Below are 25,516 nucleotides of genomic sequence, written 5' to 3'. Positions count from 1 at the left end.
GGAACGCCATGACCGGCACCAGGCACCGCGAGAGCGCCGTCGACCGGATCCGCGAGCGCGTCGAGGAGAAGGCCGCCCGCCGGGCGGCGGCGGCCAAGGCGGCGTCGGCGCCGCCCCACCCCGACCCGGACCGGCCACCCGCCGGTGCCCCGAGCGAGAGGGAGCTGCCCGGCATCCACGCGGAGAAGCCCACCGAGATCCCGTGGCGCGGGTGGAAGCAGATCCTCAAGCGCGCGTGGGCCGAGAACAAGGCCGACAACATGCCGATCATCGCCGGCGGTGTCGCGTTCTTCGGATTCCTGTCGATCTTCCCGGCGCTGATCGCGCTCGTCTCGCTCTACGGGCTGGTCGCCACACCGGAGACGGTGGCCCGCCAGATCGAGGACCTGTCGGCCCAGTTGCCCGACAGCGCCGCGGACCTCATCGGCGACCAGCTGCGGGCGATCGTCGCCAACAGCGGGAGTGCGCTCAGCATCAGCCTCGTCGTGTCCATCCTGGCCGCGCTGTGGAGCGCGTCCGGCGGCGTGGGCAACCTGGTCACCGCCATCAACCTCGCCTACGACGAGGTCGAGGCGCGCAACTTCGTCAAGCTGAAGCTGCTCTCCCTCGGGCTGACCCTCGGTGCGATCGTCTTCGTGCTGGTGACCTTCGGTCTGGTCGCCATCGTGCCCGCGGTCATCGAGCAGCTGCCCCTGGGGATCGTGGGGACGATCCTCGCCCAGGTGGCGCGGTGGGTCCTCCTGCTCGCGGTGTTCGCCGGGTCCCTCGCCGTCCTCTACCGGGCGGCGCCCGACCGTGACGCCCCGCGATTCAGCTGGGTCAGCCTGGGTGCGGTCATCGTGACCGTGATCTGGGCCGCGGTGAGTGTCGGGTTCGCGATCTACGTCGACAACTTCGGGTCCTACGACAAGACCTACGGCGCGATCGCCGGCGTCATCGTGCTGATGCTGTGGCTCTACCTGACCTGCTACCTGGTGTTGCTGGGCGCGGAGATCAACTCCGAGGCCGAGCACCAGACCGCGCACGACACCACGACCGGCGAGCCGCAGCCCATGGGAGCCCGTGACGCGAAGATGGCCGACACCCTGCCGGAGTCGCCCGAGCCGAAGAAGGACGACAGCGACCCGACCCGGAAGAACGCCTAACGCACGTGTGACGCGACGAACGGCGGCTTGACCACCGTCACGTCCTGCGCGCGGCCACGGACGTCGACGGCCAGCTCGGTGCCCTCGGCAGCACCGGCCGCGGTGTCGATCAGCGCGAGCGCGATGCCGGTGCGGAGCGTCGGGGAGAACGTGCCGCTGGTGACCTCGCCGACGCGGGTGCCGGCGGCGTCGAGCACGGCCATGCCGGGCCGCGGGATGCCCCGCCCGGAGGCGCGCAGGCCCCACAGCAGGCGGGCCGGACCGGCCTCCCTCTCGGCCAGGAGCGCTTCCCGGCCCCAGAAGGCGGGCTTCTTCCAGCCGACCGCCCAGCCGGCGCGCGCCTGGACAGGGGTGATCTCCCGCGAGAGCTCGTGCCCGTGCAGCGGATAGCCCATCTCGGTGCGGAGGGTGTCGCGCGCGCCGAGGCCGCAGAGCCGGATGCCCTCCGCCTCGCCGGCCTCCAGCACCGCGTCCCAGGTCTCGACCGCCCGGTCGGCGTCGACGAGCAGCTCGTAGCCGTGCTCGCCGGTGTAGCCGGTCCGGCAGACCGTCACCTCGGCCCCGCCACCGCCGGTCCCGGTCACGAACGACATGTAGTCCAGCTCGCCGGGGAGGCCGAGCAGCTCGAGGACCTGCAGCGCCCTCGGCCCCTGGACGGCGAGGACGGCGACCTCGGTGTGCCGGTCGTTGACGGTGATGCCGGACGGCGCTGCGTCGGCCAGCCGCCCGAGCACGTCGGCGGCGTTGGCGGCATTGGGCACCAGCAGGACGTCGTCCGGGCCGTGCAGGTAGACGATCAGGTCGTCGACGACCCCGCCGTCGCGGTCGCAGCAGAGCGTGTACTGGGCCTGGCCGGGACCGATCCGGCCGAGGTCGTTGGTGAGGCACTCGTCCACGAACGCCGCCGCGCCGGGACCGCGCACGGTGCCGGTTCCCAGGTGGGAGACGTCGAAGAGCCCCACGCCGTCGCGCACTGCCGCGTGCTCGGCGAGGACGCCACCGCCCGCGTACTCGATCGGCATCGACCAACCGCTGAAGTCGGCGAGCTTGGCGCCGGCCGCCACGTGCCGGTCGTGGAGAGGAGAGGTCCGCGGGCTCACGGTGGGCACGCTAACGGCCCTGCTGCAGGGGCCCGCGGCGAGCCTGCGAGGCGCGGGGGGCAGCGGGGTCCTCTGACTAGGATCGAGCGGTGCCGCCGACGATCACCGCCACCGACCATCCGCTCGAGAAGTTGACCGGGGACGCCGTCGTCGTCGCCGTCGGCAAGGGCCCCGACGGGCCGCTGCCCACCCCGGGGGCCGAGGCGGTCGACCGCCTCCTCGGTGGGCGTCTGCTCCCGGCCCTGACCGACCTCGGCGCCCGCGGCGCGGAGGACGAGGTCACCCGCCTGCCCTCCTTCGGGCAGGGCCCCTTCCCCGTCGTGGCCGTCGTGGGTCTCGGCGCCCCGGACGCCGCCGGGGCCTACCGCTCGGAGGCGGTCCGTCGCGCCGCCGGCGCCGCCAGCCGCGCGCTGGCCGGACGTCGCTCGGTCGTCAGCCTGCTGGCCGCCGTGGGCGGGACGCCGGACGCCGACCGCCTCTACGCCGTCGGCGAGGGGTCGCTGCTCGGCGCCTACGAGTTCACCGCCTACAAGTCCGACCTCGGCGGTGACCGCAAGGCCCCGCCGAGCGAGTTCACGATCGTCGTCCCCGGTGCCGCCGCGGCCGAGACGGCGCTGCGCCGGGTGCGGGCAGTCGTGGACGCCGTCGCGCTCGTCCGCGACCTGGTGAACACCCCGCCGAACGACCTCTTCCCCGCCGAGCTGGCCGCCCGGGGTGCCGCCGCCGGTGAGAAGCTGGGCCTGTCCACGGAGATCCTCGACGAGGACGCCCTGGCCGCCGGGGGGTACGGCGGCATACTCGCCGTCGGCAGCGGCTCGACCCGCAAGCCGCGGCTGCTCCGCCTGACCTACGCCGGGTCGGGCGCGCGCAAGAAGATCGCCCTCGTCGGCAAGGGCATCACCTTCGACAGCGGCGGCCTCTCCATCAAGCCCGCGCTGAAGATGGAGGACATGAAGAGCGACATGGCCGGCGCCGCCGCCGTGATCGCCACCGTGTGCCTCGTCGCCCAGCTGGGCCTGCCGGTCGAGGTGACCGCAACGGTGCCCATCGCCGAGAACCTGCCCAGCGGCACCGCCTACCGCCCCGCCGACGTGGTCACCTTCCGCAACGGCAAGAAGGCCGAGATCACCAACACCGACGCCGAGGGCCGCGTGGTCCTGGCCGACGCCATCGCCCGCGCCGCCGAGGACCGGCCCGACGTGCTCCTGGAGACCTCGACCCTCACCGGGGCGCAGCTGGTAGCCCTGGGCATGCGCACCGCCGGGGTCATGGGCTCCGACGACCTGCGGGACGCCGTCGTCGCCGCCTCGAAGCGGTCCGGCGAGGGCATGTGGCCCATGCCGCTGCCGGCCGAGCTGCGCCGCGGGCTGGACTCGCCGATCGCGGACTTCGTGAACTCCAACGCCGACCGCATGGGCGGCATGCTGGTCGGTGGCCACTTCCTCGCGGAGTTCGTGCCCGAGGGGCTGCCCTGGGCGCACATCGACATCGCCGGGCCGAGCTACAACACCGGGGCGGCGTGGGGCTACACGCCCAAGGGCGGGACCGGCGTGCCGGTGCGGACCCTGCTCGCGACCATCGAGGACCTCATCGCCGACTGAGCTCGGGCCCCCTGACGTGAGCCAGGATGGCTGCCTGCTACTCGGGACGGTTCTGCTTCTGCTGGGCGCTCCAGTCGCGCATGCGCTGCGGATAGCCGGTGACCTGGGCGTCGTAGACCGGTATCGACAGGTCGCGCGACAGCTTGCGGGCGACGTCGGGCCCGTCGATCCGCCGCCGGGTCCACTCACCGTCGGCGGCGACCAGCACGATCGTCGTCTCGGTCACCGCCGTGCGGGGCTCGACGTATCCCTCGACCCCGCGGCGACTGGCCACGAACTGCTCGAGGTGGGTCAGGTCGAGGCGGTGCGAACCGCGGTCGAGGGTGCCGCGACGCCCGTCGTCCGCACGCCGCCGGCCCCGGCCGCGCAGCCGGTCGAACAGCCCCATGGCGCCTCTCCTGTCGTCCCGTCCGGCACGGTGGCGCCCCGGTGATCATCGCGACGCTCGGGTAGGCAACGGTGCTCCGGGCCGGGCCGTTCCCGGAGTGGCAGGATGAGCACGAGCACCACCCGCTCGAGCGGGTCAGGACCACTGCATCGAGGAGCCTCCGTGAGCGAATCCACCTCCCCCGCCGACCTGGTCATCCTCGGTGGTGGCTCGGGTGGCTACGCCGCGGCGTTCCGCGCGTCCGAGCTCGGGCTCAACGTCGTCCTCATCGAGAAGGACAAGGTCGGCGGCACCTGCCTGCACCGCGGCTGCATCCCGACCAAGGCGCTGTTGCACGCCGGTGAGGTCGCCGACCTGGCCCGCGAGGGTGAGCAGTTCGGCGTGAAGACGTCGCTGGCCGGCATCGACATGGACGGCGTCAACTCCTACAAGGACGGCGTGATCTCCAAGCTCTACAAGGGGCTGCAGGGCCTGGTGAAGGCCCGCAAGATCACCTACGTCGAGGGCGCGGGGCGGCTGACCACCCCGACCACCGTCGAGGTGAACGGGCAGAGCTACGAGGGCAAGCACATCCTCCTGGCGACCGGGTCCTACGCCCGTTCCCTGCCGGGCCTCGAGATCGACGGCACGAAGGTCATCACCAGCGACCACGCGCTCAACCTCGACCGGGTTCCGGCGTCGGCCATCATCCTCGGCGGCGGCGTCATCGGCTGCGAGTTCGCCAGCGCCTGGAAGTCCTTCGGCGTCGACGTCACCATCGTCGAGGCGCTCCCCCACCTGGTCCCGCTCGAGGACGAGGCCTCCTCCAAGCTCCTCGAGCGCGCCTTCCGCCGCCGGAAGATCGGCTTCGAGCTCGGCAGCCGCTTCTCCGGCGTCCAGAACACCGAGAACGGTGTGAAGGTCTCCCTCGAGAACGGCAAGGAGATCGAGGCCGAGCTGCTGCTCGTCGCCGTCGGCCGTGGTCCGGTCAGCGAGGGCCTCGGCTACGAGGAGGCCGGCGTCGCCATGGAGCGCGGCTTCGTCCTCGCCGACGAGCTGTGCCGCACCAACGTGCCGACGATCTCCGCCGTGGGCGACCTCATCCCGACCCTGCAACTGGCGCACGTGGGCTTCGCCGAGGGCATCCTCGTCGCCGAGCGGGTGGCCGGGCTCAACCCCGCGCCGATCGACTACGCCGGCGTCCCGCGCATCACCTACTCCGACCCCGAGGTCGCCTCCGTCGGGCTCACCGAGCCGCAGGCCAGGGAGAAGTACGGCGATGTGAAGACCCTCACCTACGACCTCGCCGGGAACGGCCGCAGCCAGATCCTCAAGACGACCGGTGCGGTGAAGCTCATCCAGGCGCCCGACGGCCCGGTCGTCGGCATCCACATGGTCGGCAGCCGGGTCGGCGAGCTCATCGCCGAGGCGCAGCTGATCTACAACTGGGAGGCCGAGGCCGACGACGTCGCCAGCCTCATCCACCCGCACCCGACGCAGAGCGAGGCGCTCGGCGAGGCCCACCTGGCCCTCGCCGGCAAGCCCCTGCACGTGCACGGCTGATCCTGCTCCACCCCCATTTCCTCAGCGCCGAGAAGGAGCACTGCCCCGATGCCGACGTCCGTCACCATGCCCGCCCTGGGCGAGAGCGTCACCGAGGGCACGGTCACTCGCTGGCTCAAGCAGGAGGGTGAGCAGGTCGAGGTCGACGAGCCCCTCCTGGAGGTCTCGACCGACAAGGTCGACACCGAGATCCCGTCGCCCGCCGCCGGCGTGCTGACGAAGATCCTCGTCGCCGAGGACGAGACCGTGGAGGTCGGCGCGGAGCTGGCCGTGATCGGCGGTGGCGACGGCGGCGACGCCCCGGCCGCCGAGCCGGCTCAGGCCGAGGAGGAGGCCCCTGAGCCGGAGCCCGCCCAGGCCGCCGAGCCGGAGCCCGCCCAGGCCGCCGAGCCCGAGCCCCAGGAGCAGGAACAGCCCGAGCCGGAGCCCGCGACCGCGTCGTCCGACGGCGGCTCCGCCGGTGGTGGCGGCGAGGGCACCTCGGTGACGATGCCGGCGCTGGGCGAGAGCGTCACCGAGGGCACCGTCACCCGCTGGCTCAAGTCCGTCGGTGACGAGGTGACGGCGGACGAGCCGCTGCTGGAGGTGTCCACGGACAAGGTCGACACCGAGATCCCCGCGCCTGTGAGCGGCACCCTGCTGTCGATCACCGTCAACGAGGACGAGACCGTCGACGTGGGCGCCGAGCTCGCGGTCATCGGCACCGGTGGTGGCGGTGCCGCGGCGGCACCGGCCCAGCCGAAGGAGGAGTCGCCCGCGCCGCCCGCCGAGGAGGCCCCGGCCCCGCAGCAGCCGACGCCGGAGAAGGCCCAGCCGGCCTCCGAGCAGCCCGGCGGCGACTACGGGTCCAGCGGCGCACAGCCGGCCCAGTCCCCCACCTCCGCACCCTCCCCCGCAGCTGCCGTCGCCCCTCAGGCCCCGGCGCAGCAGGCCTCCGCATCCGACGGCGACGGCAGCGGCAGCTACGTGACCCCGTTGGTGCGCCGGCTCGCCGCCGACCGGGGCGTCGATCTCACGTCGGTCTCCGGCAGCGGTGTCGGCGGTCGCATCCGGAAGCAGGACGTCCTCGCTGCGGCCGAGCAGAAGTCGGCCCCGGCCCCTGCGGCCGCCTCCGCCGCGCCCGCGCCCCGCACGCCCTCGCCGGCGGCCATGCCCGACACGTCGGTCCGCGGTCGCACCGAGAAGCTCTCCCGTCTGCGCGCGGTCATCGCGCGGCGCATGGTGGAGTCGCTGCAGGTCAGTGCGCAGCTGACCACGGTGGTCGAGGCCGACGTCACGAAGATCGCACGCCTGCGGCAGAGGGCGAAGGGCGACTTCGAGAGCCGCGAGGGCGTCAAGCTCTCGTTCCTGCCGTTCTTCGCGAAGGCCGCCATCGAGGCGCTCAAGGCGCACCCGTCGGTGAACTCCTCGATCGACCAGGAAGCCGGCACCGTCACCTACCACGACACCGAGAACCTCGGGATCGCGGTGGACACCGAGCGCGGGCTCCTCGTGCCGGTCATCCACGACGCCGGTGACCTCAGCCTGGGCGGGATCGCCCGCAAGATCGCCGACCTGGCGGAGCGGACCCGGACCAACAAGATCACGCCGGACGAGCTCGGTGGCGGCACCTTCACGCTGACCAACACCGGCAGCCGGGGCGCGCTGTTCGACACCCCCATCATCAACCAGCCGCAGGTCGCGATCCTCGGCGTCGGCTCGGTGGTGAAGCGCCCCGTGGTGGTCCAGGACCCGGACCTCGGCGAGGTCATCGCCATCCGCTCGATGGTCTACCTGGCCCTCACGTACGACCACCGGATCGTCGACGGCGCCGACGCCGCCCGCTTCCTCACCACCGTGCGGGAGCGCCTGGAAGCCGGCCAGTTCGAGGGCGAGCTCGGCCTCGCCTGAGCTCTGCGGAGGAGGGCCCCGGTGTGAGCCGGGGCCCTCCTTCCGTTCCCCGGGGGCATCGACGAAGGAGCACGTCCATGAAGATCGCCGTCACCGGCGCCTCGGGTCTGATCGGCGGCGCGCTCGTGCCCGCACTCCGGGCCGACGGCCACGCCGTGATCCGGCTGGTCCGCCGGACCCCCCGCACCGCGGACGAGCACCGGTGGGATCCGCAGCACCACCGGATCGACCCGTCCGTGCTGGCCGACGTCGACGCGGTGATCAACCTCGCCGGGACGCCGATCCGGCCCCGGCCGTGGACCCGCGCCTACAAGCAGAGCCTGCTCCGCAGCCGGGTGGACAGCACGGCCACCATCAGTGAGGCGCTGGCCGCAGCGGCAGCGGCCGATCCGGCTCGCCGGCGGGTGCTGCTCTCGGCGTCCGCGGTCGGCTACTACGGCGACACGGGTGACGAGACGGTCATCGAGAACCACCCCGCCGGCAGCGACTACCTGGCGCAGGTCTGCGTGCAGTGGGAGGCCGCAACCGCGCCGGCGCGGGAGGCGGGCGTCCGGGTGGCGTTGCTGCGGACCGGCCTGGTGATCGACCGGTCGGCACTGCTCATGCAGGTGCTGGGCCTCGTCTTCCGCCTCGGACTCGGTGGCCGCCTCGGGTCGGGCCGGCAGTACTGGCCGTGGATCAGCCTGCACGACGAGATCGGCGCGATGCGCTTCCTGCTCTCGGCCGATGACGTCTCCGGCCCGGTGAACCTGACCGGCCCCGCACCGGTGACCAACGCCGAGTTCACCCGACGCCTGGGTGCCGCAGTCTCCCGGCCGACCTTCCTGACCGTCCCCCGGTTCGCGATCTCGCTGGCCCTGGGCGAGTTCGGGCGGTCGAGCGTGCTGGCCGGCCAGCGGGCGATCCCGGACGTGCTGCAGAAGGCCGGCTTCACCTTCCGTCACCAGACGCTGGACGACGCCCTCCACGCGGCGCGGACCGGCGACTGACGGTCAGCGCCGCTCAGCGCTCTCGATCCGCCAGCCGTCGGCCGTCCGGGCCAGCACCATCCGGACGCCGGCGTCCGGGCGGCCGGGCACGGTGCGGAGCGGTGCACCGTCCGGACCGCCGGCGGCAACCACCTCGTAGGCGGGCCAGCGGTCCACGAGGTCGAGCTCGGCGACGTCCCCGCTGACGGTTACTCCGGTCACCGCCACCACCGTCGGCGCGAAGCCCAGGAGCAGTTCCCCGGTCTCGGCGAGCTCCCGGGCATGCCGCTCGTCGGCGGCGCGGACGGCGCTTCCCGCGGTGTAGACGTCGTCCAGCTCCGGTGCGGACGCAGTGCCGAACACCCGCGCGCGGCGCTCGTACAGCTCGCCCACCAGCGTGCCCCACTCCTGCACGGTCGCCGGGTCCTCCGGCCGGTCGGCGAGGGCCGGTTCGGCGGGCGCGACGACGTCCGGGAGCACCGCGGGCGCCTCGGGCAGCTCTGCGGAGGCCGCGACCTCCGAGGCCTGCGGTTCGGCCGCCCGCTCGCCGGCACCGGTGGAGCGCACCCCCACCCACGTCGCGAAGACCAGTCCCCCGACCACCAGCGCGCCGACGGCCAGCCGCGGCAACACGGGCCGCACCGACGAGCCGAACCACTCCTGGAACACCTCGCGGCGGCCGGCCGGCTCCACGATGGCCGGCGCCGGGCGCGGCCGGCGGCCGGGGACCTGGTGGGTCAGCTCGGTCCGAAGATCCGGCGCGCGCACTCCGAGGTCTGCCCCGGCCGGGAGCAGCTGCACCGGCTCGGGCCGGCAGGCGTGGCGGAGGTCGAGGGCGAACGCCGCGGCGGAGCCCCGGTCGTGGGGATCGGGAGCCAGGCCGCGCCGGATCACGGTGACCAGCTCCGGCGGGGCCTCCGGCGCCAGCTCGGCGAGGTCGGGGATGAACCCGTCGGCGGCGACACCGAGCGTGTCGGCCGGACCGGCGGCGTTCCACGGCGGGATGCCGGTGAGGGCGTGGAAGGCCGCAGCGGCGACGCCGAACACGTCCGACGCCGGTCCCGGCGCTCCTCCGCGGGCCACTGTCGGGTCGACGTAGGCGGGCGTGACCTCGCCGACGGCGGTCTCACCGAGCACGCGGGCGACGCCGAGGTCGGTCAGGACGGGGCGTCCCTCGGCAGTGAAGACGATGTTGCCGGGCGAGAGGTCGCCGTGCACGACCCCGTTGCCGTGGGCGTGGGCCAGTGCCGCGGCGACCGGCGCGATCGCCGTCACCACCTCACCGGGGCGCAACCTGCCCCGACGCCCGAGCAGCGCGGTCAGGCTGCCTCCTCCCAGCAGCTCGAGGACCAGGGCGACGCGGGCCGCTCCGCCGCGGCGGGGCTGGTGCACGACCTCGATCAGCCGTACGAGGTGCGGATGGTCCAGCTCGCCGAGCAGCGCGGCTTCGCGGGCCTGCCGCTCGGGATCGCCGGCCACCAGCACCTTCACCGCGACCGGCGCGCCACCCCGCCGCGGCACCGCGCGCCACACCTCACCGGAAGCGCCCCGGCCGAGCAGCCCCTCGAGCGTGTAGCCGGGCACGACGGGCGGCGCGACGGCACGCGGCTCTCCGGGCGGGACGGCGAAGGACATGCAGGGCACCGTAGGACGATCCGGCGATCCCGTGCGGCCGTTGTCCACAGGCGGCCGGGGCGTCCACGGATCGGACGCCGTCGGGTTGGCGCCCGGCCGTGGTCGCTACGGTCGCGGCATGTCATCAGCCGCCCGCGCCGAGGTCGTGGTCGTCGGCGCCGGGCTCGCCGGTCTCTCCGCTGCCACGCGGCTGCAGGCGGCCGGCTGCGATGTGCAGGTGCTGGAAGCGGGCCGACACGTCGGGGGACGGCTGAGGACCGACCGCATCGACGGCTTCGTCGTCGACCGCGGCTTCCAGGTGCTCAACACCGGCTACCCGCGGGCCGCCGACCTCGACGTCCCCGCCCTCGACCTCGGCTGGTTCGCCCGCGGTGCGGTCGTGCGGCACGGCGGCCGCGCACACCGTGTCGCCGACCCTCGGCAGTTGCCCGGTACGGCGCTGGACGCCCTGCGCGCCCCGATCGGCGGTCCGCTGCAGAAGGCCGCGCTGGCCGCGTTCTCCGTGCGCGCCGCATACCTGCCTGTCGCCAGGCTGCTCCGGTCGCCCGAACGCACCGCCGAGGAGGCGCTGCGGCACGCGGGCGTGGGCGAGGCCGCTCTCGAGCGGTTCCTGCGTCCGTTCCTGGCCGGAGTCCTCCTGGAGGACGAGCTGGCCACGTCGAGCCGGTACCTCGACCTGCTCTGGCGGTCGTTCGTCCGGGGCGCGATCGGACTTCCCGCCGGGGGGATGCAGGCCGTCGGGGAGCAGCTCGGCGCCCGGCTGGAGCCCGGCCGCGTGCACCTGCGCACGGCGGTCCAGGCCGTGGCCGCGGGCTCGGTCGTCACCGAGGCCGGGCGGTGGCGCGCCGACGCGGTCGTCGTGGCCACCGATCCCGGCACGGCCGCCACGCTGCTCCCCGGCATCGATGCGGCCGCGCCGCGGCAGGTCACCACGCATCACCACGTGCTGCCGGTCTCCCCCTGGGCGCAACCGCTGATCGTGCTCGGCGAACCGGGCGGCCGGCTGACGAACAGCGTGGTGGTGTCGGACGCCCAGCGCCACTACAGCCCGGACGGTCGGGCCCTCGTCGCCAGCTCCACGCTCGCCCCCACCCGGGAGGAGGACGTGCGCGAGGATATCGCGCACGCGCACGGGGTGTCGCCGTCCGACCTGGAGCACCTTGCCACCGTCACCGTCACCGGTGCCCAGCCCGCCGCGCTCCCGCCCCTCGAGCTGCGCCGGCCGGTCGACCTCGGCGACGGCGTGTACGTGTGCGGCGACCACCGCGACACCCCCTCCATCCAGGGGGCGATGGCCAGCGGAGCGCGCACCGCGCGGTCCGTGCTCCGCGCCCTGCGCCCCACCGCCCGACACACCGGAGCCGCCTGATGCCCGCATCCGCACCGACGATCGTCGCCACGAGCATGGGCAGCTTCGCCAGCCGGGGTCGCGGCCCGTACGACTGGCAACCCGCCCCGGTGTTCGACCTCATGGTCGAACTCGCGGGGTCGCCCGAGCGGCCCAAACTCTGCTATCTGGGCACCGCCACCGGCGACGACCCGGTCCGGGTGGGCGGCGTGTACGCCGCATTCGCGGGCAGCCGCGTCGAGGTGAGCCATCTCAGCCTCTTCACCATGCCCACGGTGCCGGACATGCGGACCCACCTGCTCGAGCAGGACCTGATCTGGGTGGGGGGCGGCAGCGTGGCCAACCTGCTGGCGCTCTGGCGGGTGCACGGGCTCGACGAGATCTTCCGCGAGGTGTGGGAGGCCGGCGTCGTCCTGGGCGGGGTGTCCGCCGGTTCGCTGTGCTGGCACGTCGGGGGGACCACCGACTCCTTCGGTCCCGACCTGCGCCCGGTCACGAACGGCCTCGGGTTCATCCCGACGTCCAACGGGGTGCACTACGACTCCGAGGAGCAGCGCCGCCCGCTGTACCACCGGCTCGTCGCCGACGGCACGCTGCCGGGCGGCCACGCCACCGACGACGGCGTCGGCCTGGTCTACCGCGGCACCGACCTCGTCGAGGCCGTGGCCGACCGCCCGGACGCTGCGGCCTACCGCGTGGAGCGCGGCCCGGACGGCACGGCCGTCGAGACCCGCATGGAGCCGCGCCGCCTACGCTGATGCTCGTGACCGAGCTGCGGATCGTGCGGGCGGGGCTGGTCCCCTACGAGCAGGCGTGGGCGCGCCAGCGCGAGCTGCACGCGCAACGGGTCGCGGGCGAGGGGCCCGACACCCTGCTGCTGCTCGAGCACCCCTCGGTCTACACGGCGGGCAAGCGGACCGAGCTGCACGAGCGGCCCTTCGACGGGACCCCCGTCATCGACGTCGACCGCGGCGGCAAGATCACCTGGCACGGCCCGGGCCAGCTCGTCGGCTACCCCATCGTCGCGCTGCCGGACCCCATCGACGTCGTCGCCTACGTGCGCCGGCTCGAGGAGGCGCTGATCGAGGTCTGCGCCGGCTTCGGCCTGGCCACCGGCCGGGTCGAGGGCCGCAGCGGTGTCTGGGTCGCCGCCGAGGGCACCCGTCCCGAGCGCAAGGTCGCCGCGATCGGCGTGCGGGTCGCCCGCGGCGTGACGATGCACGGCTTCGCGCTCAACTGCGACCCCGACATGACGGCGTTCGCCAACATGATCCCCTGCGGGATCCCCGACGCCGGTGTCACGTCGCTGTCGGCCGAACTCGGCCGCGACGTCCCCGTCGCCGAGGCGATCGACCCCGTCGAGAAGGCCATCCGCGCCGTCCTCACCCTCTGAGGTGCCGAAACCGCCATTTCGGCACCCGTCGGGTGGTGCCGGAATCGCGGTTCTGGCACCTCAGCCGAGGACGAAGTTGACCAGCCGGCCGGGCACCGCGACGACCCGGCGCACGGTCGCGCCGTCCAGGTAGCCGGCGACCTTGTCGTCCGCCCGCGCCGCCGCCTCCAGGGCGGCCGCGTCGGCGTCGGCGGGCACGCTGACCTGCGACCGCACCTTGCCGTTCACCTGGACGGCGACCTGCACCGTGTCGTCGACCAGCCACGTCTCGTCGGCCACCGGGAACGGCACCCACGCGCACGAGCCGTCGTGGCCCAGGCGGGTCCACAGCTCGTCGGCCAGGTGCGGCGCCAGCGGGGCAACCATGAGCACCAGCGGCTCGACGACCGACCGCGGCACCGGCGAGGAGGCGCCGAACGCGGCCGTCAGGTGGTTGGTGAGCTCGGTGATGCGCGCGATCGCGATGTTGAACCGCAGCGTGGTCACGCCGTCGCGCACGCCGGCGATCGTGCGGTGCAGGACCCGCAGCGTGTCCTCGTCCGGCTGGACGTCGTCGGCGGCCCGCACCGCACCCGTCTGCTCGTCGACGACGACCCGCCAGATCCGCTGCAGCAGCCGCTGGGAGCCGACGACCGCCTTCGTCTCCCACGGTCGCGACTGGTCCAGCGGCCCGGTCGACATCTCGTACACCCGGAAGGTGTCGGCGCCGTAGGCGCGGATCATCTCGTCCGGGGTGACCATGTTCTTCAGGCTCTTGCCGATCTTCCCGTACTCACGGTTGACCGGCTTGCCCTCGTACAGGAACTGGCCGTCCTGCTCCACGACGTCGGCGGCGGGCACGTAGAAGCCGCGCTCGTCGGTGTAGGCGTAGGCGGAGATGTAGCCCTGGTTGACCAGCCGGCGGAACGGCTCCTCGCTGGAGACGTGGCCCAGGTCGTGCAGCACCTTGTGCCAGAAGCGCGCGTACAGCAGGTGCAGGACGGCGTGCTCGACCCCGCCCACGTACAGGTCCACGCCCCCGACGTCGCCGGGCTCCCGCGGCCCCAGCCAGTACCGCTCCAGCTCCGGGTCGACCATGCGCTCGTCGTCGTCGGGGTCCAGGTAGCGCAGGTAGTACCAGCACGATCCCGCCCAGTTGGGCATCGTGTTGGTCTCGCGACGGTACCGGCGGGGGCCGTCGCCCAGGTCCAGCTCGACCGTCGTCCACTCCGTCGCCCGGGACAGCGGCGGCTCGGGGGCGGAGTCGGCGTCGTCGTCGGCGAAGGTCTTCGGCGAGTAGTCGTCGACCTCGGGCAGGAGCACGGGCAGCATCGACTGCGGCACGGCCACCGGCAGGTCGTCCTCGTCGTACAGGATCGGGAACGGCTCACCCCAGTAGCGCTGCCGGCTGAACAGCCAGTCGCGCAGCTTGTACGTGGTGGTCGCCTCGCCGTGGCCGTGCTCGACCAGCCAGCCGGTGATCGCGGCGATCGCCTCGGCCTTGTCCAGGCCGTCCAGCGAGATCTCGTCGTTCGACGAGTTGATCATGGGGCCGGCGCCGGTGTACGCGCCGCCGTCCCACCCCTCCGGCGGCTGGACGGTCCGGACGACGGGCAGCCCGAAGCTGTCGGCGAACTCCCAGTCGCGGGTGTCCTCACCGGGTACCGCCATGATCGCGCCGGTGCCGTAGCCGGTGAGCACGTAGTCGGCGATGAAGACCGGCAGCTGCTGGCCGTTGACCGGGTTGGTGGCCGTGACGCCCAGCCAGACCCCGGTCTTCTCGCGGCCGGCGTCCTGACGGTCCAGCTCGGAGCGCCGCGACGCCTGCTTCTGGTAGGCCTCGACGGCCTCACGGGGCGTCGCCGCTCCCCCGGTCCAGCGCGGGTCCGCGCCGTCGGGCCAGGCGTCGGCGGTCAGCGACGGGACCAGCGGGTGCTCGGGCGCCAGCACCATGTAGGTCGCGCCGAACAGCGTGTCCGGCCGCGTCGTGAAGACCTCGATCGTCTCGTTCCCGCAGCTGAACCCGATGCGGGCACCCGTCGAGCGGCCGATCCAGTTGCGCTGCATCAGCTTGAGCGACTCGGGCCAGTCCATCCGGTCGAGGTCGGCCAGCAGGCGGTCGGCGTAGGCGGTGATGCGCATCATCCACTGGGTCAGCGGACGGCGGAACACCGGGAAGTTGCCGCGCTCCGAGCGGCCGTCGGCGGTGACCTCCTCGTTGGAGAGGACCGTCCCCAGGCCGGGACACCAGTTCACCGGCGCCTGGTGGAGGTACGCCAGCCGGTGGGCGTCGACGACCTTCCGCCGGGTGACGTCGTCCAGCTCGGCCCACGGGCGGCCCGACGGGTTGGTGCCGGGAGCGGGCTGCCGGGTGCCGGCGTCCAGCTCGGCCACCAGCTCCTCGATCGGGCGGGCCTTGCCGGCGCTCTCGTCGAACCAGGAGCCGAAGATCTGCAGGAAGATCCACTGGGTCCACTTGTAGTAGCCGGGGTCGATCGTCGCGAACGACCGGCGCTCGTCGTGGTCGACGCCCAGGCGGCGCAGCTGCGCGCGGATGGCCTCGATGTTGGCCTCGGTCGTCACGCGCGGGTGCTGGCCGGTCTGGACCGCGAACTGTTCGGCGGGCAGGCCGAAGGCGTCGTAGCCCATCGGGTGCAGGACGTTGAAGCCGTCCATGCGCCGGAACCTGCTGGTGACGTCGGTGCCCAGGTAGCCCAGCGGGTGGCCGACGTGCAGGCCGGCGCCCGACGGGTACGGGAACATGTCCATCAGGAAGTACTTGGGCCGGTCGGCGACCCGCTCGAACCCGTCGCTGAGCCGTCCGGTCGGGTTCGGCGTGTGGAACGTGCCCTCGGCCTCCCACCGGTCCTGCCAGGCCAGCTCGATCTTCTGGGCGAGCGCAGGGGTGTACCGGTGCGGCGGGACGTCCCCCGACGCCTGCTCCACGCTGGCCTGGTCGGCGGTCTGGCTCATGACGGGTGCTCCCAAGGTTTCGAACCGGCGGCGGACATCAAAAAACCCCTCACGCAGGAGGGGTCGCCGTGCTGTCTGATCGGGTCAGGTCAGCACGGCCGCGCAAGGAGGAGCCGCCTGGTCACGGGCCCGAGCCTACCGCGCCCGACCCCGGGCGCGGCGGCGGTCGCCGGGCGGGGACCGTGCCATGGGACAAGTCATCCCCCCGCCGGCTGCAGTCCCGGCCGTCGCGGCCGATGCAGATTGTGTGCAACACGACGGACGGTCCGCGGCGCCGCGTGAACGCGCGCCGGCGTCCCGCCTGCCGCTGCTGCTGACCCTGGGCAGCCTGGTGCTGTTCGCCACCGGGATCGGTCCGCGTCCGGACGGCGACCTGTGGGCCACCGGCTACGACCTCGTTCTCTACAACGCCGTCTACGCGTTCGGGGCGATCGTGTGCGTCGCCTCAGCGCTCGGCGCCCGGGCCGACCGGCTGGCGTGGTGGTCGCTCGCCCTCGCGATGACGCTGAACGTGATCGGCAACGTGATCTACACGCTGGTCGTCGCCCGGATGCCGGACGAGCCGTTCCCGTCGGTCGCCGACGTCTTCTACCTGGCCTACTACCTGCCGCTCTACGTCGCGCTCATCTCGCTGATCAGGACGCGGGTCACCCGCTTCCACGCCAGCATGTGGCTGGACGGCGTCGTCGGTGCGCTGGGCGCCGGAGCCGTCTCGGTGGCCGTCCTGCTGGGGCCCGCACTGGAGATGACCGAGGGCGAGCCGGCCGTCGTCGCGACCAGCCTGGCCTACCCGATTGCGGACGTCGTCCTGCTCGCGCTGCTCGTCGCCGTCGGCGCGATCCTGGGTGTGCGACGCGACCGCACCCTGCTCCTCCTGGCCGCGGGCATCGTCGCCAACCTCGTCGGCGACATCGTCTTCCTCGACCTCGCGACGCAGGACGTCTACGTCGAGGGCGGGGCGCTCGACCTCACCTGGCTGGGCGGGGTGGCGCTGATGGCGCTCGCCGCGCACATGGGCAGGCCCGGCCCCTCCGGACCGGTGCCCCTCCCGTCGGCCCGGGTCGGCTGGCGGGTCATCGCGCTCCCCCTGGCCTGCAACATCGCCAGCCTCCTCGTGCTCGGCGCGGGATACGGCGACGAGCTCAACCCGGCCGCCGCCTGGCTCGCCGTCGGCTGCGTGCTCACCGCGCTGTGCCGCACCGCCATCACCTTCCGCGAGGTGCGGGCCTTCAACGAGGTCAAGGAGCAGGCCCGCACCGACGAGCTGACCGGGCTCCCCAACCGCAGGGCCCTGTTCGAGGAGGTGCGCGCCGTCCTCGCCACGGCGTCGGCCCAGCGACCGGCCGCCTTCCTGCTGCTCGACCTCGACGGCTTCAAGGAGGTCAACGACAGCCTCGGTCACCACGCCGGCGACCATCTCCTGCGCCAGGTGGGCCCGCGGCTGCGGCCCGCGCTGCGCAGCCGCGACCTGCTCGCCCGGCTCGGGGGCGACGAGTTCGCCGTCCTGCTGCCCGACGCCGGCCTCGACGAGGCGGAACTGCTCGCGGCCCGGCTGCGCGAGCTGATCCTCAAGCCGATCACCGTCGAGGGCATCCGCCTGCACGTGGGCGTGAGCATCGGCGTCGCCAGCGCGCCGGTGCCGGCGGCCACCGTCGAGGAGCTGCTCCGCTGCGCGGACGTCGCGATGTACGCGGCGAAGGCCGGCCGCACCGGCGTGCACGTCTACGTCCCCGACCCCCGCAGCGGGACCGGCGACCGGCTGCGCACCATGGAGGAGCTGCGGACGGCGCTGGAGTGCGACGACCAGCTCGAGGTGTTCCTCCAGCCGCAGGTCGACCTCGCGGACGGCCGGGTGGTGGGCACGGAGGCGCTCGTGCGCTGGCGGCACCCCACCCGGGGGCTGCTCTCACCGGCTGAGCTGCTCCCCGCTGCCGAGCAGGCCGGGCTGCTGCGCCCGCTGGCCGATGCGGTGCTCGAGCTGTCCCTCGCCGCGGTGGCGCGCTGGTGGGAGGAGCGGCCGGTGCCGGTGTCGGTCAACCTCTCCGCCGCCAACGTCACCGACCTCGACCTGCCGGGCAAGGTCGCGCAGGCGCTGGTGCGCCACGGCCTGCCGGCCCGGGCGCTCACCCTCGAGCTGGTCGAGGACACCCTCATGAGCGACCCGGAGCGTGGCCGGACGGTGCTCGGGGAGCTCCGCCGGCTCGGGGTCCGCACGTCCATCGACGACTACGGCACCGGCTACAGCTCCCTGGCCTACCTGCGGAACCTGCCGGCGGACGAGCTCAAGCTCGACCGCAGCCTCACCCACGACGTGGGCGTGGACCCGCGGGCGGCCGTCATCGTCAAGCACACGGTCGCGCTGGCGCACGACCTGGGGATCTCCCTCGTCGCCGAGGGGGTCGAGGACGACGCCACCGGGCTCGTCCTGCGCGACCTCGGCTGCGACATCGCCCAGGGCTACGCGATCGCGCGCCCGATGCCGGTGGAGGACTTCCTGGACTGGCTGGAGCGGCCGGTCCGCCACATGGGTGTGTCGGAGAGCGCCCGCCGGCACTGACGCCGGTCAGCGGGTCAGGACGGCGTCGGCCAGCGGCGGCCGCGGTGTGGGCGCCAGGCTCGACAGCTTGAGCCAGCGCGGCAGCGCCCGCCGGGCCTGGGGCTCCCCGTGCAGGACCAGGTCCCCGGAGCGGAGCGCCGCGGACCACGGCAGGTCGCCCCGCCAGATGCGGGTCATCGTGCGCAGGCTCGTCTCCACGGTCACCCGCACGGGGTGACCGGGATCGAAGTCGCAGGCGTCCACGCCGTCCGCCGTGATGACGATCCACCAGCGCCGGCAGGTGGAGGGCATCTCCGGGAAGACGAACCCGATGACGGTCCGGCCGTCGGGCACCGCCTCCATGTCGATGCCCCGGTGCATGTCCCAGAGCAGCAGGTGCGGGTCGAGGTCCTCGTCACCGAGCTCCGAGATCCATCTCATGCCCCACCGACCCAGGGCTTCGACGATCGGCTCGAGTTCGCGCCCGGACTCCGTCAGCCGGTAGCTGACCCGGTTGCCGTCCTCCCACCGCTCGACCACGCCGGCCCGCACCAGGGTCTGCAGCCGCTTCGACAGCAGCGCGGGCGACATCTTCGGCACCCCGCGGCGCAGCGCGTTGAAGTGCCGGCTGCCCATCATGAGCTCGCGGACCACCAGCAGCGTCCACCGCTCGTCCAGGAGCTCCATGGCCTTGGCGACCGGGCAGAACTGTCCGTAGTGCGAGGGCATCGCGACCTCTTCCGCCGGCGTGCATCCGACCCGGACGGTAGGGGCGACGGAGCGGAAGGGGAAGTACAGATGTTGTACCGGTCAGGTACAGACGGCGTACTGGAGCCGGGGGTCGCGTCGGCAGGACCGTGGACGGCGTCCCGACCGACACCTGCGAACCGGAGTTCCCGATGACCGCGACCACCAGCATCCCCGCCCAGACCGGGGCCGCCCCGACCCTCGCCGACACCGCACCGAAGGTGCTGTCCCTCCTCGCCGGGTACGTCGGCCACCGCACGGTCTCCCTCGGCCTGCGCACGGGGCTGCTCCGCACGCTCGCCGACCGCCCGGGCAGCACCGCAGACGACCTCGCCGAGGCGTGCGGCCTGGACGCCTTCTACGTCTCGGTCTGGTGCCGCGCAGCGGTCGCGGCCGGCGTGGTCGACCGCGACGGCGACGGTCACCGGCTCGCCGACCATGTGGCCACGCTGCTGCTCGACAGCACCTCGCCGGCCTTCGTCGGCGGCGTCTTCGGCGTCCTGGAGGCACCGGAGATCTTCGGCCGGTTCGAGGAGGCCTTCGCGTCCGGCGAGCGGATGTGGTGGGACGACACCAGCCCCGAGTGGATCCAGGCGGTGTCCGGCACCGGCACGCCGTTCTACACCCGGCTGGTGCCCGGCGGGCTGGACCGCGTGCCCGGCGTCGCCGAGGCGCTCGCGGCGTGCTGTCGCGTCGTCGACACCGCCTGCGGCGCCGGCATCGGCCTGGTCCGACTGGCCACGACCTACCCCGGATGCACCGTCGTCGGCGTCGACGGCGACCAGCACTCGATCGACCGGGCGCGGACCCGCCTCACCGAGGCCGGCCTGGCCGACCACGTGGAGCTCGTCTGCAGCGCACTGGAGGACATGGAGCTCGACGTCCCTGCCCGCGTCGTCATCAACAACATCTCGATGCACGAGTGCCGCGACATCGACCGGGTGACCGAGAACGTGAAGGCGGCGCTCGAGCCGGGCGGCTGGTTCGTGATCTCCGACTTCCCGTTCCCGGACACCGACGAGGGGCTGCGCACCGTGCCCGGCCGGATCATGACCGGCATCCAGTTCTTCGAGGCGCAGATCGACGACCAGCTGCTCCCTCGGGCCGCCTACGACGACCTGCTGGCGCGGCACGGGTTCACCGACATCGGCTCGGTCCAGCTCACGCCGATGCACGCCGTCACGTACGGACGTCGTCCGTAGGTGTCGGTGGCGCCTCAGCCGAGCTGGGGCGCCACCTCGCTCGCGACGAGGTCCAGGTGATCGAGGTCGGCGAGGTCGAGCACCTGCAGGTAGACCCGCTCCGCGCCGGCCTCGGCGTACCGGCCGATGACGTCGACCGCCTCCGACGGCGTTCCGGCGACGCCGTGCGCCCGCAGCTCGCCGGGCTCGCGGCCGATCGCCTCGGCCCGTCGCACGAACTCGGCCTCGTCCCGGCCCACGCACAGCACGAGCGCCGAGCTGTAGACCATGGACGCCGGGTCGCGGCCGGCCTCCGCGCAGGCCGACCGCACGGCGGCGAACTGAGCGGCGTTCTCCTCGGCCGGGGCGAACGGCACGTTGAACTCACCGGCGTAGCGGGCCGCCAGCCGCGGGGTCCGCCGCTTGCCCCGTCCGCCGACGATGATGGGTACCCCCCCGTCCTGCAGGGGCTTCGGCAGCGCCGGCGACCCGGAAAGCTGGTAGTACCGCCCGTCGTGGTCGAACGTCTCCCCGACGGGGGTGCTCCACAGCCCGGTGAGGACGGCGAGCTGCTCCTCGTACCGGTCGAACCGCTCCCCCAGCGGCGGGAACGGGATGCCGTACGCGGTGTGCTCGGCCTCGAACCAGCCGGCACCGAGGCCCAGCTCCACGCGGCCGCCGCTCATCTGGTCGACCTGGGCGACGGAGATGGCCAGCGGTCCGGGCAGCCGGAAGGTGCCCGCCGTGACGAGCGTGCCGAGGCGGATGCGGCTGGTCTCGCGGGCCAGTCCGGCGAGGGTGACCCACGCGTCGGTCGGACCGGGCAGGCCGTTCCCACCCATCGTCAGGTAGTGGTCGGACCGGAAGAACGCGTCGAAGCCGGTCTCCTCCGTGCGGCGCGCCACGGCGAGCAGGTCGTCGTAGGTGGCGCCCATCTGGGGCTCGGTGAAGATCCGCAACAGCACGCCCCGACGCTAGCCACCCGAACGGTGACCCGCCGCCCGGCGCGAGGCCCCGGGGTGTGCTCGCCGCCCGGACCGGGCAGGATGGCCGCCGAGACGATCAACTCGGAGGTGCAGCTCGTGTTCCGCAAGAAGACGCGTGGTCAGGTCATCGGCACCGAGCTCCAGGAGGGTTTCGCCCACATCGGGGCGGCGGCCACCGAGGCCGGGCGCCTCGCGGCCGAGCAACTCGGCCCCCGGGTCGCCGCCGCCCGAGAGGCGGCCGGCCCGGCGCTCGACGCGGCGCAGAAGGCCGTCGCGCCCAAGGTCGCTGCCGCTGTGGCGGTAGCCGCACCGGCTGTCGCCTCGGCGCGGGATGCCGTCGTCCCTCGGGTGGACGCTGCTCGCGACGCCCTGGCGCCCCGGGTCGAGGCGGCCCAGGCCGCCGCGGCCAAGGCCGCCGCCGACCTCGCCCCCCGGGTCGAGGCGGCCCAGAAGGCGGCGCAGAAGGCGATCAAGGACGACGTGGTCCCGCGTCTCGTGGCGGCCGAGACCGCAGCGCTGGCCTACGCGACGCCTCGCGTGACCGCCGCCCGCGAGGCCGTGACGCCGGCGCTGGAGAGCGCCCGGGAGACGCTGGCCGCCGGCGTGGACAGCGCACGCAGCGAGCTCGACGCCCGCCGCGCCGAGTTCGTCGCCGCGGCTGAGAAGTCCACCCGCAAGGCCCGCAAGGCCGCGAAGAAGGCCCGCAAGAAGGCCGGCAGGAAGCACAAGGACTTCGAGAAGGCCGCGCTCGCGACGGCGAAGACCGTCAAGCGCACGGTCGGCGTGGAGAAGGAGCCCCGGCGCTGGCCGTGGGTGTTCGTCTTCTTCGCGGTGGGTACGGCGGTGTTCGTCCTCCTGCGCCGCAAGAAGGACGACGCGTGGACGCCCGCACCGGCCGGCGACGGACCGGTGCCCAGCTACCGAGAGGACCCCGTGCCCAGTTCCCCGAGCGAGTCCGGCAAGACCGTCTCCACCGCCATGGAGACCCCCAGCGACTCTGCGCCGCCGGAGTCCGACATGGGCATGCGGGATGCCCAGCTCGTCAAGGGCGACGGCCCCGACGACGTGACGCCGCCCGAGGAGACCAGGCCGGAGCCCTTCAGCTCCGGCGGCGGGGCACAGGGCGCCGGCCCGACCGCAGGCCCGGACGACAAGCAGGTCTGACCGCACCCCTGCACCACCGCCGCCCCCGTCGCCTCGTCGCGACGGGGGCGGCGTTCGTCAGGGGCACGGCGCGTCTGCGGGTACCGTGGAGATCATGAGTGAGCCGGTCGTCCCGACGCCCGCGACGGGTTCCCCGCTCGAGCCGGCCGGCCGCAGACTCCTCCGCCTCGAGGTCCGCAACAGCCAGGTCCCGATCGAGCGCAAGCCCGAGTGGATCAAGACCCGCCTGAAGACGGGCCCGGAGTACACCGAGCTGAAGTCGCTGGTCCGCCGCGAGGGGCTGCACACGGTCTGCGAAGAGGCCGGCTGCCCCAACATCTACGAGTGCTGGGAGGACCGCGAGGCCACCTTCCTCATCGGCGGCGACCAGTGCACCCGGCGCTGCGACTTCTGCCAGATCGACACCGGCAAGCCCGCGGACTTCGACGCGGACGAGCCCCGCCGGGTCGCCGAGAGCGTCGCGACGATGGGACTGAAGTACGCCACCGTCACCGGTGTCGCCCGCGACGACCTCCCCGACGGCGGGGCCTGGCTGTACGCCGAGACGGTGCGTCAGATCCACGCGCAGCTGCCGGGCTGCGGCGTCGAGCTGCTCATCCCCGACTTCAACGCCGACCCCGACCAGCTGGCCGAGGTGTTCTCGTCCCGCCCGGAGGTCCTGGCGCACAACGTCGAGACGGTGCCGCGGATCTTCAAGCGCATCCGCCCCGGCTTCCGCTTCGACCGCTCGCTCGCGGTCATCACCGCCGCCCGCGAGGCGGGTCTGGTCACCAAGTCCAACCTCATCCTCGGCATGGGCGAGGAGCCGGACGAGGTCGTCGAGACCATGCAGGCGCTGCACGACGCCGGCTGCGACCTGCTCACGATCACCCAGTACCTGCGGCCCTCCCCGCGGCACCACCCCGTCGTCCGCTGGGTGAAGCCCGACGAGTTCGTCGGCTTCCAGGCCGAGGCCGAGCGCATCGGGTTCCCCGGGGTGCTGGCCGGCCCGCTCGTGCGCAGCTCCTACCGCGCCGGGCGCCTCTACCAGCAGGCGATCGAGGCGCGCGAGATCTCCCGCCCCGCCTGACCGGCGGCAGGTCGCCGGGTCCACCGGTGACCGCGCCCTATCCTGGGGGCATGGCACGCAGCAAGCCCACAGACGCGACCGGTCCCAGCGGCAAGGCGGGACGCGGTCCGACGGACGGTGGGCGCGGCCGTTCCTCCGGCTCGTCCGCCGCCTCCGGCAAGGCGCCCAAGCTGGACAAGAAGGGCCAGCCGAAGGTGGGCCGCCTGAAGAAGGTCGGCGGCCAGCTCCGGATGATCAAGCAGGCCTACTCGCTGACCGCCAGGAACGACCCGAAGCTCCCGTGGCTGATGCTGATCGCCTTCGTGGTGGTCGCGGGACTGGTCGAGCTGGCCGGCATCCTGTTCGGCGCGCCGTTCATCGTCCTGCCGCTGGCCATCATCACCGGTGTCCTCGCCGCGATGGTCATCTTCGGCCGCCGGGCCCAGGGATCGGCCTACCGGCAGGTCGAGGGCCAGCCCGGAGCCGCTGCCTGGGTGCTCGAGGGCATGCGCGGCGACTGGCGGGTGACCTCCGGCGTGGCCGGTACGCAGCAGCTCGACGCCGTCCACCGGGTGCTCGGCCGGCCGGGGATCATCCTGGTCGCCGAGGGCGTGCCGAGCCGGGTCCGGGGGCTGCTGGCCCAGGAGAAGAAGAAGGTCGCGCGCGTCGTCGGCGAGACGCCGATCTACGACATCATCGTCGGCGACGACGAGGGCCAGGTCCCGTTGCGCAAGCTCAGCTCGCACGTGATGAAGCTGCCCCGGAACCTGACGGGCGCGGAGGTCAACTCCCTCGGCCGACGGATCAGCGCCCTCGGCGGTGCGCGCATGCCGGTGCCCGGTGGCCCGCTGCCCGGCGGCAAGCAGATGTCGGTGAGCCAGCGGCAGGTCCGCCGCCGCTGAGAAAGAGGCGGTCGAACGGGGCGACGTAGCGGAACGTGCCCCTGACGGGCGGCCCCGCCAGAGGCGCGCCCGGAAGTGCGCTCCCCAGGCGGGATCGGGTGGCTCGACGCCCAGCTCGGTGGCGCGCACGAAGCCGAAGCGCCCGTAGTACGCCGGATCGCCCAGCAGCGCGGCCCCGCGTGGCGATGACGTGGCCCACGATGCGGCCGCCGTCCTCGGCGACGAGGGACGGCGCTGGTGCACTCGCTGGTCGCCGTCGCGGAGGCGGGCGGGGAGCGGCTGGTCGAGAGGTGCGGCAGGAAGCCGGCGTCCGCGCGGAGCCCGTCGGTCAACCGGCCCTCCGTCGGCCCGCCGAAGGCGGCGTCTGCAGGGCCCGGACCGCGGCGTGGTCGGCCGCCCGCTCCGGCCTCACGGCCATCGTGCAGGGCGGGGGGCACGGTGGTCCTTCATCGCTCGCGGACGACGGCGGTGTCGGTGAGCCGGTCGTGCATGCCGCGCCCGTCGGCGTCGACGATCAGCGCCGGGACGAGCAGGCAGAGCAGCCCCGTACGGACGACGGCCCGCCACAGCGCCAGCCGCTCGCCCGCCCGCGGGTGCGCCAGCCGCAGCCCCATCAGGTGCATGCCCGGCGTCTGGCCCACCGCGACGAGGGTGACGACCGTGACCGCGGCGAAGGCGACCAGCGCCCAGTTGCCCGGCAGGCGGGGCGCGGTGAACAGCCCGGCGACGAGGGCCGAGGCCAGCGCGTCGATCAGGAAGGCCGTGACGCGCGTGCCGAAGCTCGCCAGTGACCCCGGCCCGTCGGCCGGCAGGCCCAGAGAGGCGCCGCGGACGCGCTCCTGAGAAGGTGGTTCCACGTCCCTGACCATGTCCGCCAGCGTAGGACCTGCTCGAACGGCTCCTGTGCGACCAGGAGATTGCCCACCCGGCGACACGCCGGGGGCGGTGTTACCGCTCCGAAACACTCGGGACACCCAGGGGCAACTCCGC

20 protein-coding genes are annotated in these 25,516 nt (G+C 73.5%); 13 read left to right on the top strand and 7 right to left on the bottom strand.

All coding sequences use genetic code 11. The features are described 5' to 3' along the window. The first annotated feature begins 8 nt into the window (after positions 1 to 8). Positions 9 to 1,145 carry a YihY/virulence factor BrkB family protein gene (locus tag E4P40_RS03925; RefSeq protein WP_135157509.1) on the top strand — a complete coding sequence of 379 codons (1,137 nt, stop codon included), beginning with the start codon at positions 9 to 11 and terminating at the stop codon, positions 1,143 to 1,145. On the opposite strand, the gene gcvT is transcribed toward E4P40_RS03925, so the two are convergent. Further along, complete coding sequence (gene gcvT, locus E4P40_RS03920; RefSeq protein WP_135157507.1) at positions 1,142 to 2,245, bottom strand: glycine cleavage system aminomethyltransferase GcvT; 1,104 nt, start codon at positions 2,243 to 2,245, stop codon at positions 1,142 to 1,144. The genes E4P40_RS03925 and gcvT overlap by 4 nt on opposite strands. 89 nt (positions 2,246 to 2,334) lie before the next feature. On the opposite strand from gcvT, the gene E4P40_RS03915 reads away from it, so the two are divergent. Further along, positions 2,335 to 3,846 carry a leucyl aminopeptidase gene (locus tag E4P40_RS03915; protein WP_135157505.1) on the top strand — a complete coding sequence of 504 codons (1,512 nt, stop codon included), beginning with the start codon at positions 2,335 to 2,337 and terminating at the stop codon, positions 3,844 to 3,846. Between the two features lie 37 nt (positions 3,847 to 3,883). On the opposite strand, the gene E4P40_RS03910 is transcribed toward E4P40_RS03915, so the two are convergent. Then, a complete protein-coding gene (locus E4P40_RS03910) occupies positions 3,884 to 4,234 on the bottom strand; it encodes an oxidoreductase (protein ID WP_209305180.1) in 351 nt (116 codons plus the stop codon). A gap of 162 nt (positions 4,235 to 4,396) precedes the next feature. On the opposite strand from E4P40_RS03910, the gene lpdA reads away from it, so the two are divergent. From lpdA to E4P40_RS03895, 3 genes are all read left to right on the top strand, one after another. Beyond that, positions 4,397 to 5,776: a dihydrolipoyl dehydrogenase gene (gene lpdA / locus E4P40_RS03905; RefSeq protein ID WP_135157503.1), complete on the top strand. Its 1,380-nt coding sequence runs from the start codon at positions 4,397 to 4,399 to the stop codon at positions 5,774 to 5,776. A gap of 48 nt (positions 5,777 to 5,824) precedes the next feature. Beyond that, the gene (gene sucB, locus E4P40_RS03900; protein ID WP_135157501.1) at positions 5,825 to 7,666 is read left to right on the top strand and encodes a 2-oxoglutarate dehydrogenase, E2 component, dihydrolipoamide succinyltransferase; all 1,842 of its coding nucleotides are present in this window, start codon (positions 5,825 to 5,827) and stop codon (positions 7,664 to 7,666) included. Positions 7,667 to 7,743: 77 nt separating this feature from the next. Further along, positions 7,744 to 8,655 (top strand): TIGR01777 family oxidoreductase, encoded by a 912-nt coding sequence (locus E4P40_RS03895; RefSeq protein WP_135157499.1) that lies wholly within the window; start codon positions 7,744 to 7,746, stop codon positions 8,653 to 8,655. Positions 8,656 to 8,658: 3 nt separating this feature from the next. On the opposite strand, the gene E4P40_RS03890 is transcribed toward E4P40_RS03895, so the two are convergent. After that, a complete protein-coding gene (locus E4P40_RS03890) occupies positions 8,659 to 10,269 on the bottom strand; it encodes a serine/threonine-protein kinase (protein ID WP_135157497.1) in 1,611 nt (536 codons plus the stop codon). A 118-nt stretch (positions 10,270 to 10,387) separates the two neighbouring features. Between E4P40_RS03890 and E4P40_RS03885 the strand changes: the two genes are divergently transcribed. The 3 genes from E4P40_RS03885 to lipB are packed head-to-tail and all read left to right on the top strand — an operon-like array spanning position 10,388 to position 13,010. Then, a complete protein-coding gene (locus E4P40_RS03885) occupies positions 10,388 to 11,638 on the top strand; it encodes an NAD(P)/FAD-dependent oxidoreductase (RefSeq protein ID WP_135157495.1) in 1,251 nt (416 codons plus the stop codon). Next, complete coding sequence (locus tag E4P40_RS03880) at positions 11,638 to 12,375, top strand: peptidase E (RefSeq protein WP_135157493.1); 738 nt, start codon at positions 11,638 to 11,640, stop codon at positions 12,373 to 12,375. Before E4P40_RS03885 ends, E4P40_RS03880 begins: the two co-directional genes overlap by 1 nt. Before the next feature lie 5 nt (positions 12,376 to 12,380). Continuing rightward, positions 12,381 to 13,010 (top strand): lipoyl(octanoyl) transferase LipB, encoded by a 630-nt coding sequence (gene lipB / locus E4P40_RS03875; protein ID WP_245160126.1) that lies wholly within the window; start codon positions 12,381 to 12,383, stop codon positions 13,008 to 13,010. 60 nt (positions 13,011 to 13,070) lie between these two features. Here lipB and leuS read toward each other — a convergent pair whose 3' ends face one another. Next, positions 13,071 to 15,962, bottom strand: a complete 2,892-nt coding sequence (gene leuS / locus E4P40_RS03870) for a leucine--tRNA ligase (protein WP_135157489.1) — start codon at positions 15,960 to 15,962, stop codon at positions 13,071 to 13,073. 247 nt (positions 15,963 to 16,209) lie between these two features. Between leuS and E4P40_RS03865 the strand changes: the two genes are divergently transcribed. Further along, positions 16,210 to 18,519, top strand: a complete 2,310-nt coding sequence (locus tag E4P40_RS03865; protein ID WP_245160125.1) for an EAL domain-containing protein — start codon at positions 16,210 to 16,212, stop codon at positions 18,517 to 18,519. A 6-nt stretch (positions 18,520 to 18,525) separates the two neighbouring features. Here E4P40_RS03865 and E4P40_RS03860 read toward each other — a convergent pair whose 3' ends face one another. Continuing rightward, positions 18,526 to 19,227 (bottom strand): helix-turn-helix domain-containing protein, encoded by a 702-nt coding sequence (locus E4P40_RS03860; protein ID WP_135157485.1) that lies wholly within the window; start codon positions 19,225 to 19,227, stop codon positions 18,526 to 18,528. A gap of 170 nt (positions 19,228 to 19,397) precedes the next feature. Here E4P40_RS03860 and E4P40_RS03855 point away from each other — a divergent pair, with 170 nt between their 5' ends. Then, positions 19,398 to 20,447 carry a class I SAM-dependent methyltransferase gene (locus tag E4P40_RS03855; protein ID WP_135157483.1) on the top strand — a complete coding sequence of 350 codons (1,050 nt, stop codon included), beginning with the start codon at positions 19,398 to 19,400 and terminating at the stop codon, positions 20,445 to 20,447. A gap of 14 nt (positions 20,448 to 20,461) precedes the next feature. On the opposite strand, the gene E4P40_RS03850 is transcribed toward E4P40_RS03855, so the two are convergent. Next, entirely contained in the window at positions 20,462 to 21,391 is a 930-nt protein-coding gene (locus E4P40_RS03850) for an LLM class F420-dependent oxidoreductase (RefSeq protein WP_135157481.1), read from the bottom strand. Between the two features lie 81 nt (positions 21,392 to 21,472). On the opposite strand from E4P40_RS03850, the gene E4P40_RS03845 reads away from it, so the two are divergent. The 3 genes from E4P40_RS03845 to E4P40_RS03835 all read left to right on the top strand — a co-directional run bounded on the left by E4P40_RS03845 (position 21,473) and on the right by E4P40_RS03835 (position 24,526). Next, positions 21,473 to 22,576, top strand: coding sequence for a hypothetical protein (locus tag E4P40_RS03845; protein ID WP_135157479.1), 1,104 nt, complete (start codon positions 21,473 to 21,475; stop codon positions 22,574 to 22,576). Positions 22,577 to 22,670: 94 nt separating this feature from the next. Beyond that, positions 22,671 to 23,645 (top strand): lipoyl synthase, encoded by a 975-nt coding sequence (lipA, locus tag E4P40_RS03840; protein WP_135157477.1) that lies wholly within the window; start codon positions 22,671 to 22,673, stop codon positions 23,643 to 23,645. Positions 23,646 to 23,695: 50 nt separating this feature from the next. Further along, the gene (locus E4P40_RS03835; RefSeq protein WP_135157475.1) at positions 23,696 to 24,526 is read left to right on the top strand and encodes a DUF4191 domain-containing protein; all 831 of its coding nucleotides are present in this window, start codon (positions 23,696 to 23,698) and stop codon (positions 24,524 to 24,526) included. Between the two features lie 446 nt (positions 24,527 to 24,972). Here E4P40_RS03835 and E4P40_RS03825 read toward each other — a convergent pair whose 3' ends face one another. Further along, the gene (locus tag E4P40_RS03825) at positions 24,973 to 25,395 is read right to left on the bottom strand and encodes an RDD family protein (protein ID WP_135157473.1); all 423 of its coding nucleotides are present in this window, start codon (positions 25,393 to 25,395) and stop codon (positions 24,973 to 24,975) included. Positions 25,396 to 25,516 lie beyond the last annotated feature (121 nt).

It is taken from the genome of Blastococcus sp. CT_GayMR20 (genome assembly GCF_004570345.1).
This window is presented reverse-complemented; position numbering and strand designations above follow the sequence as displayed.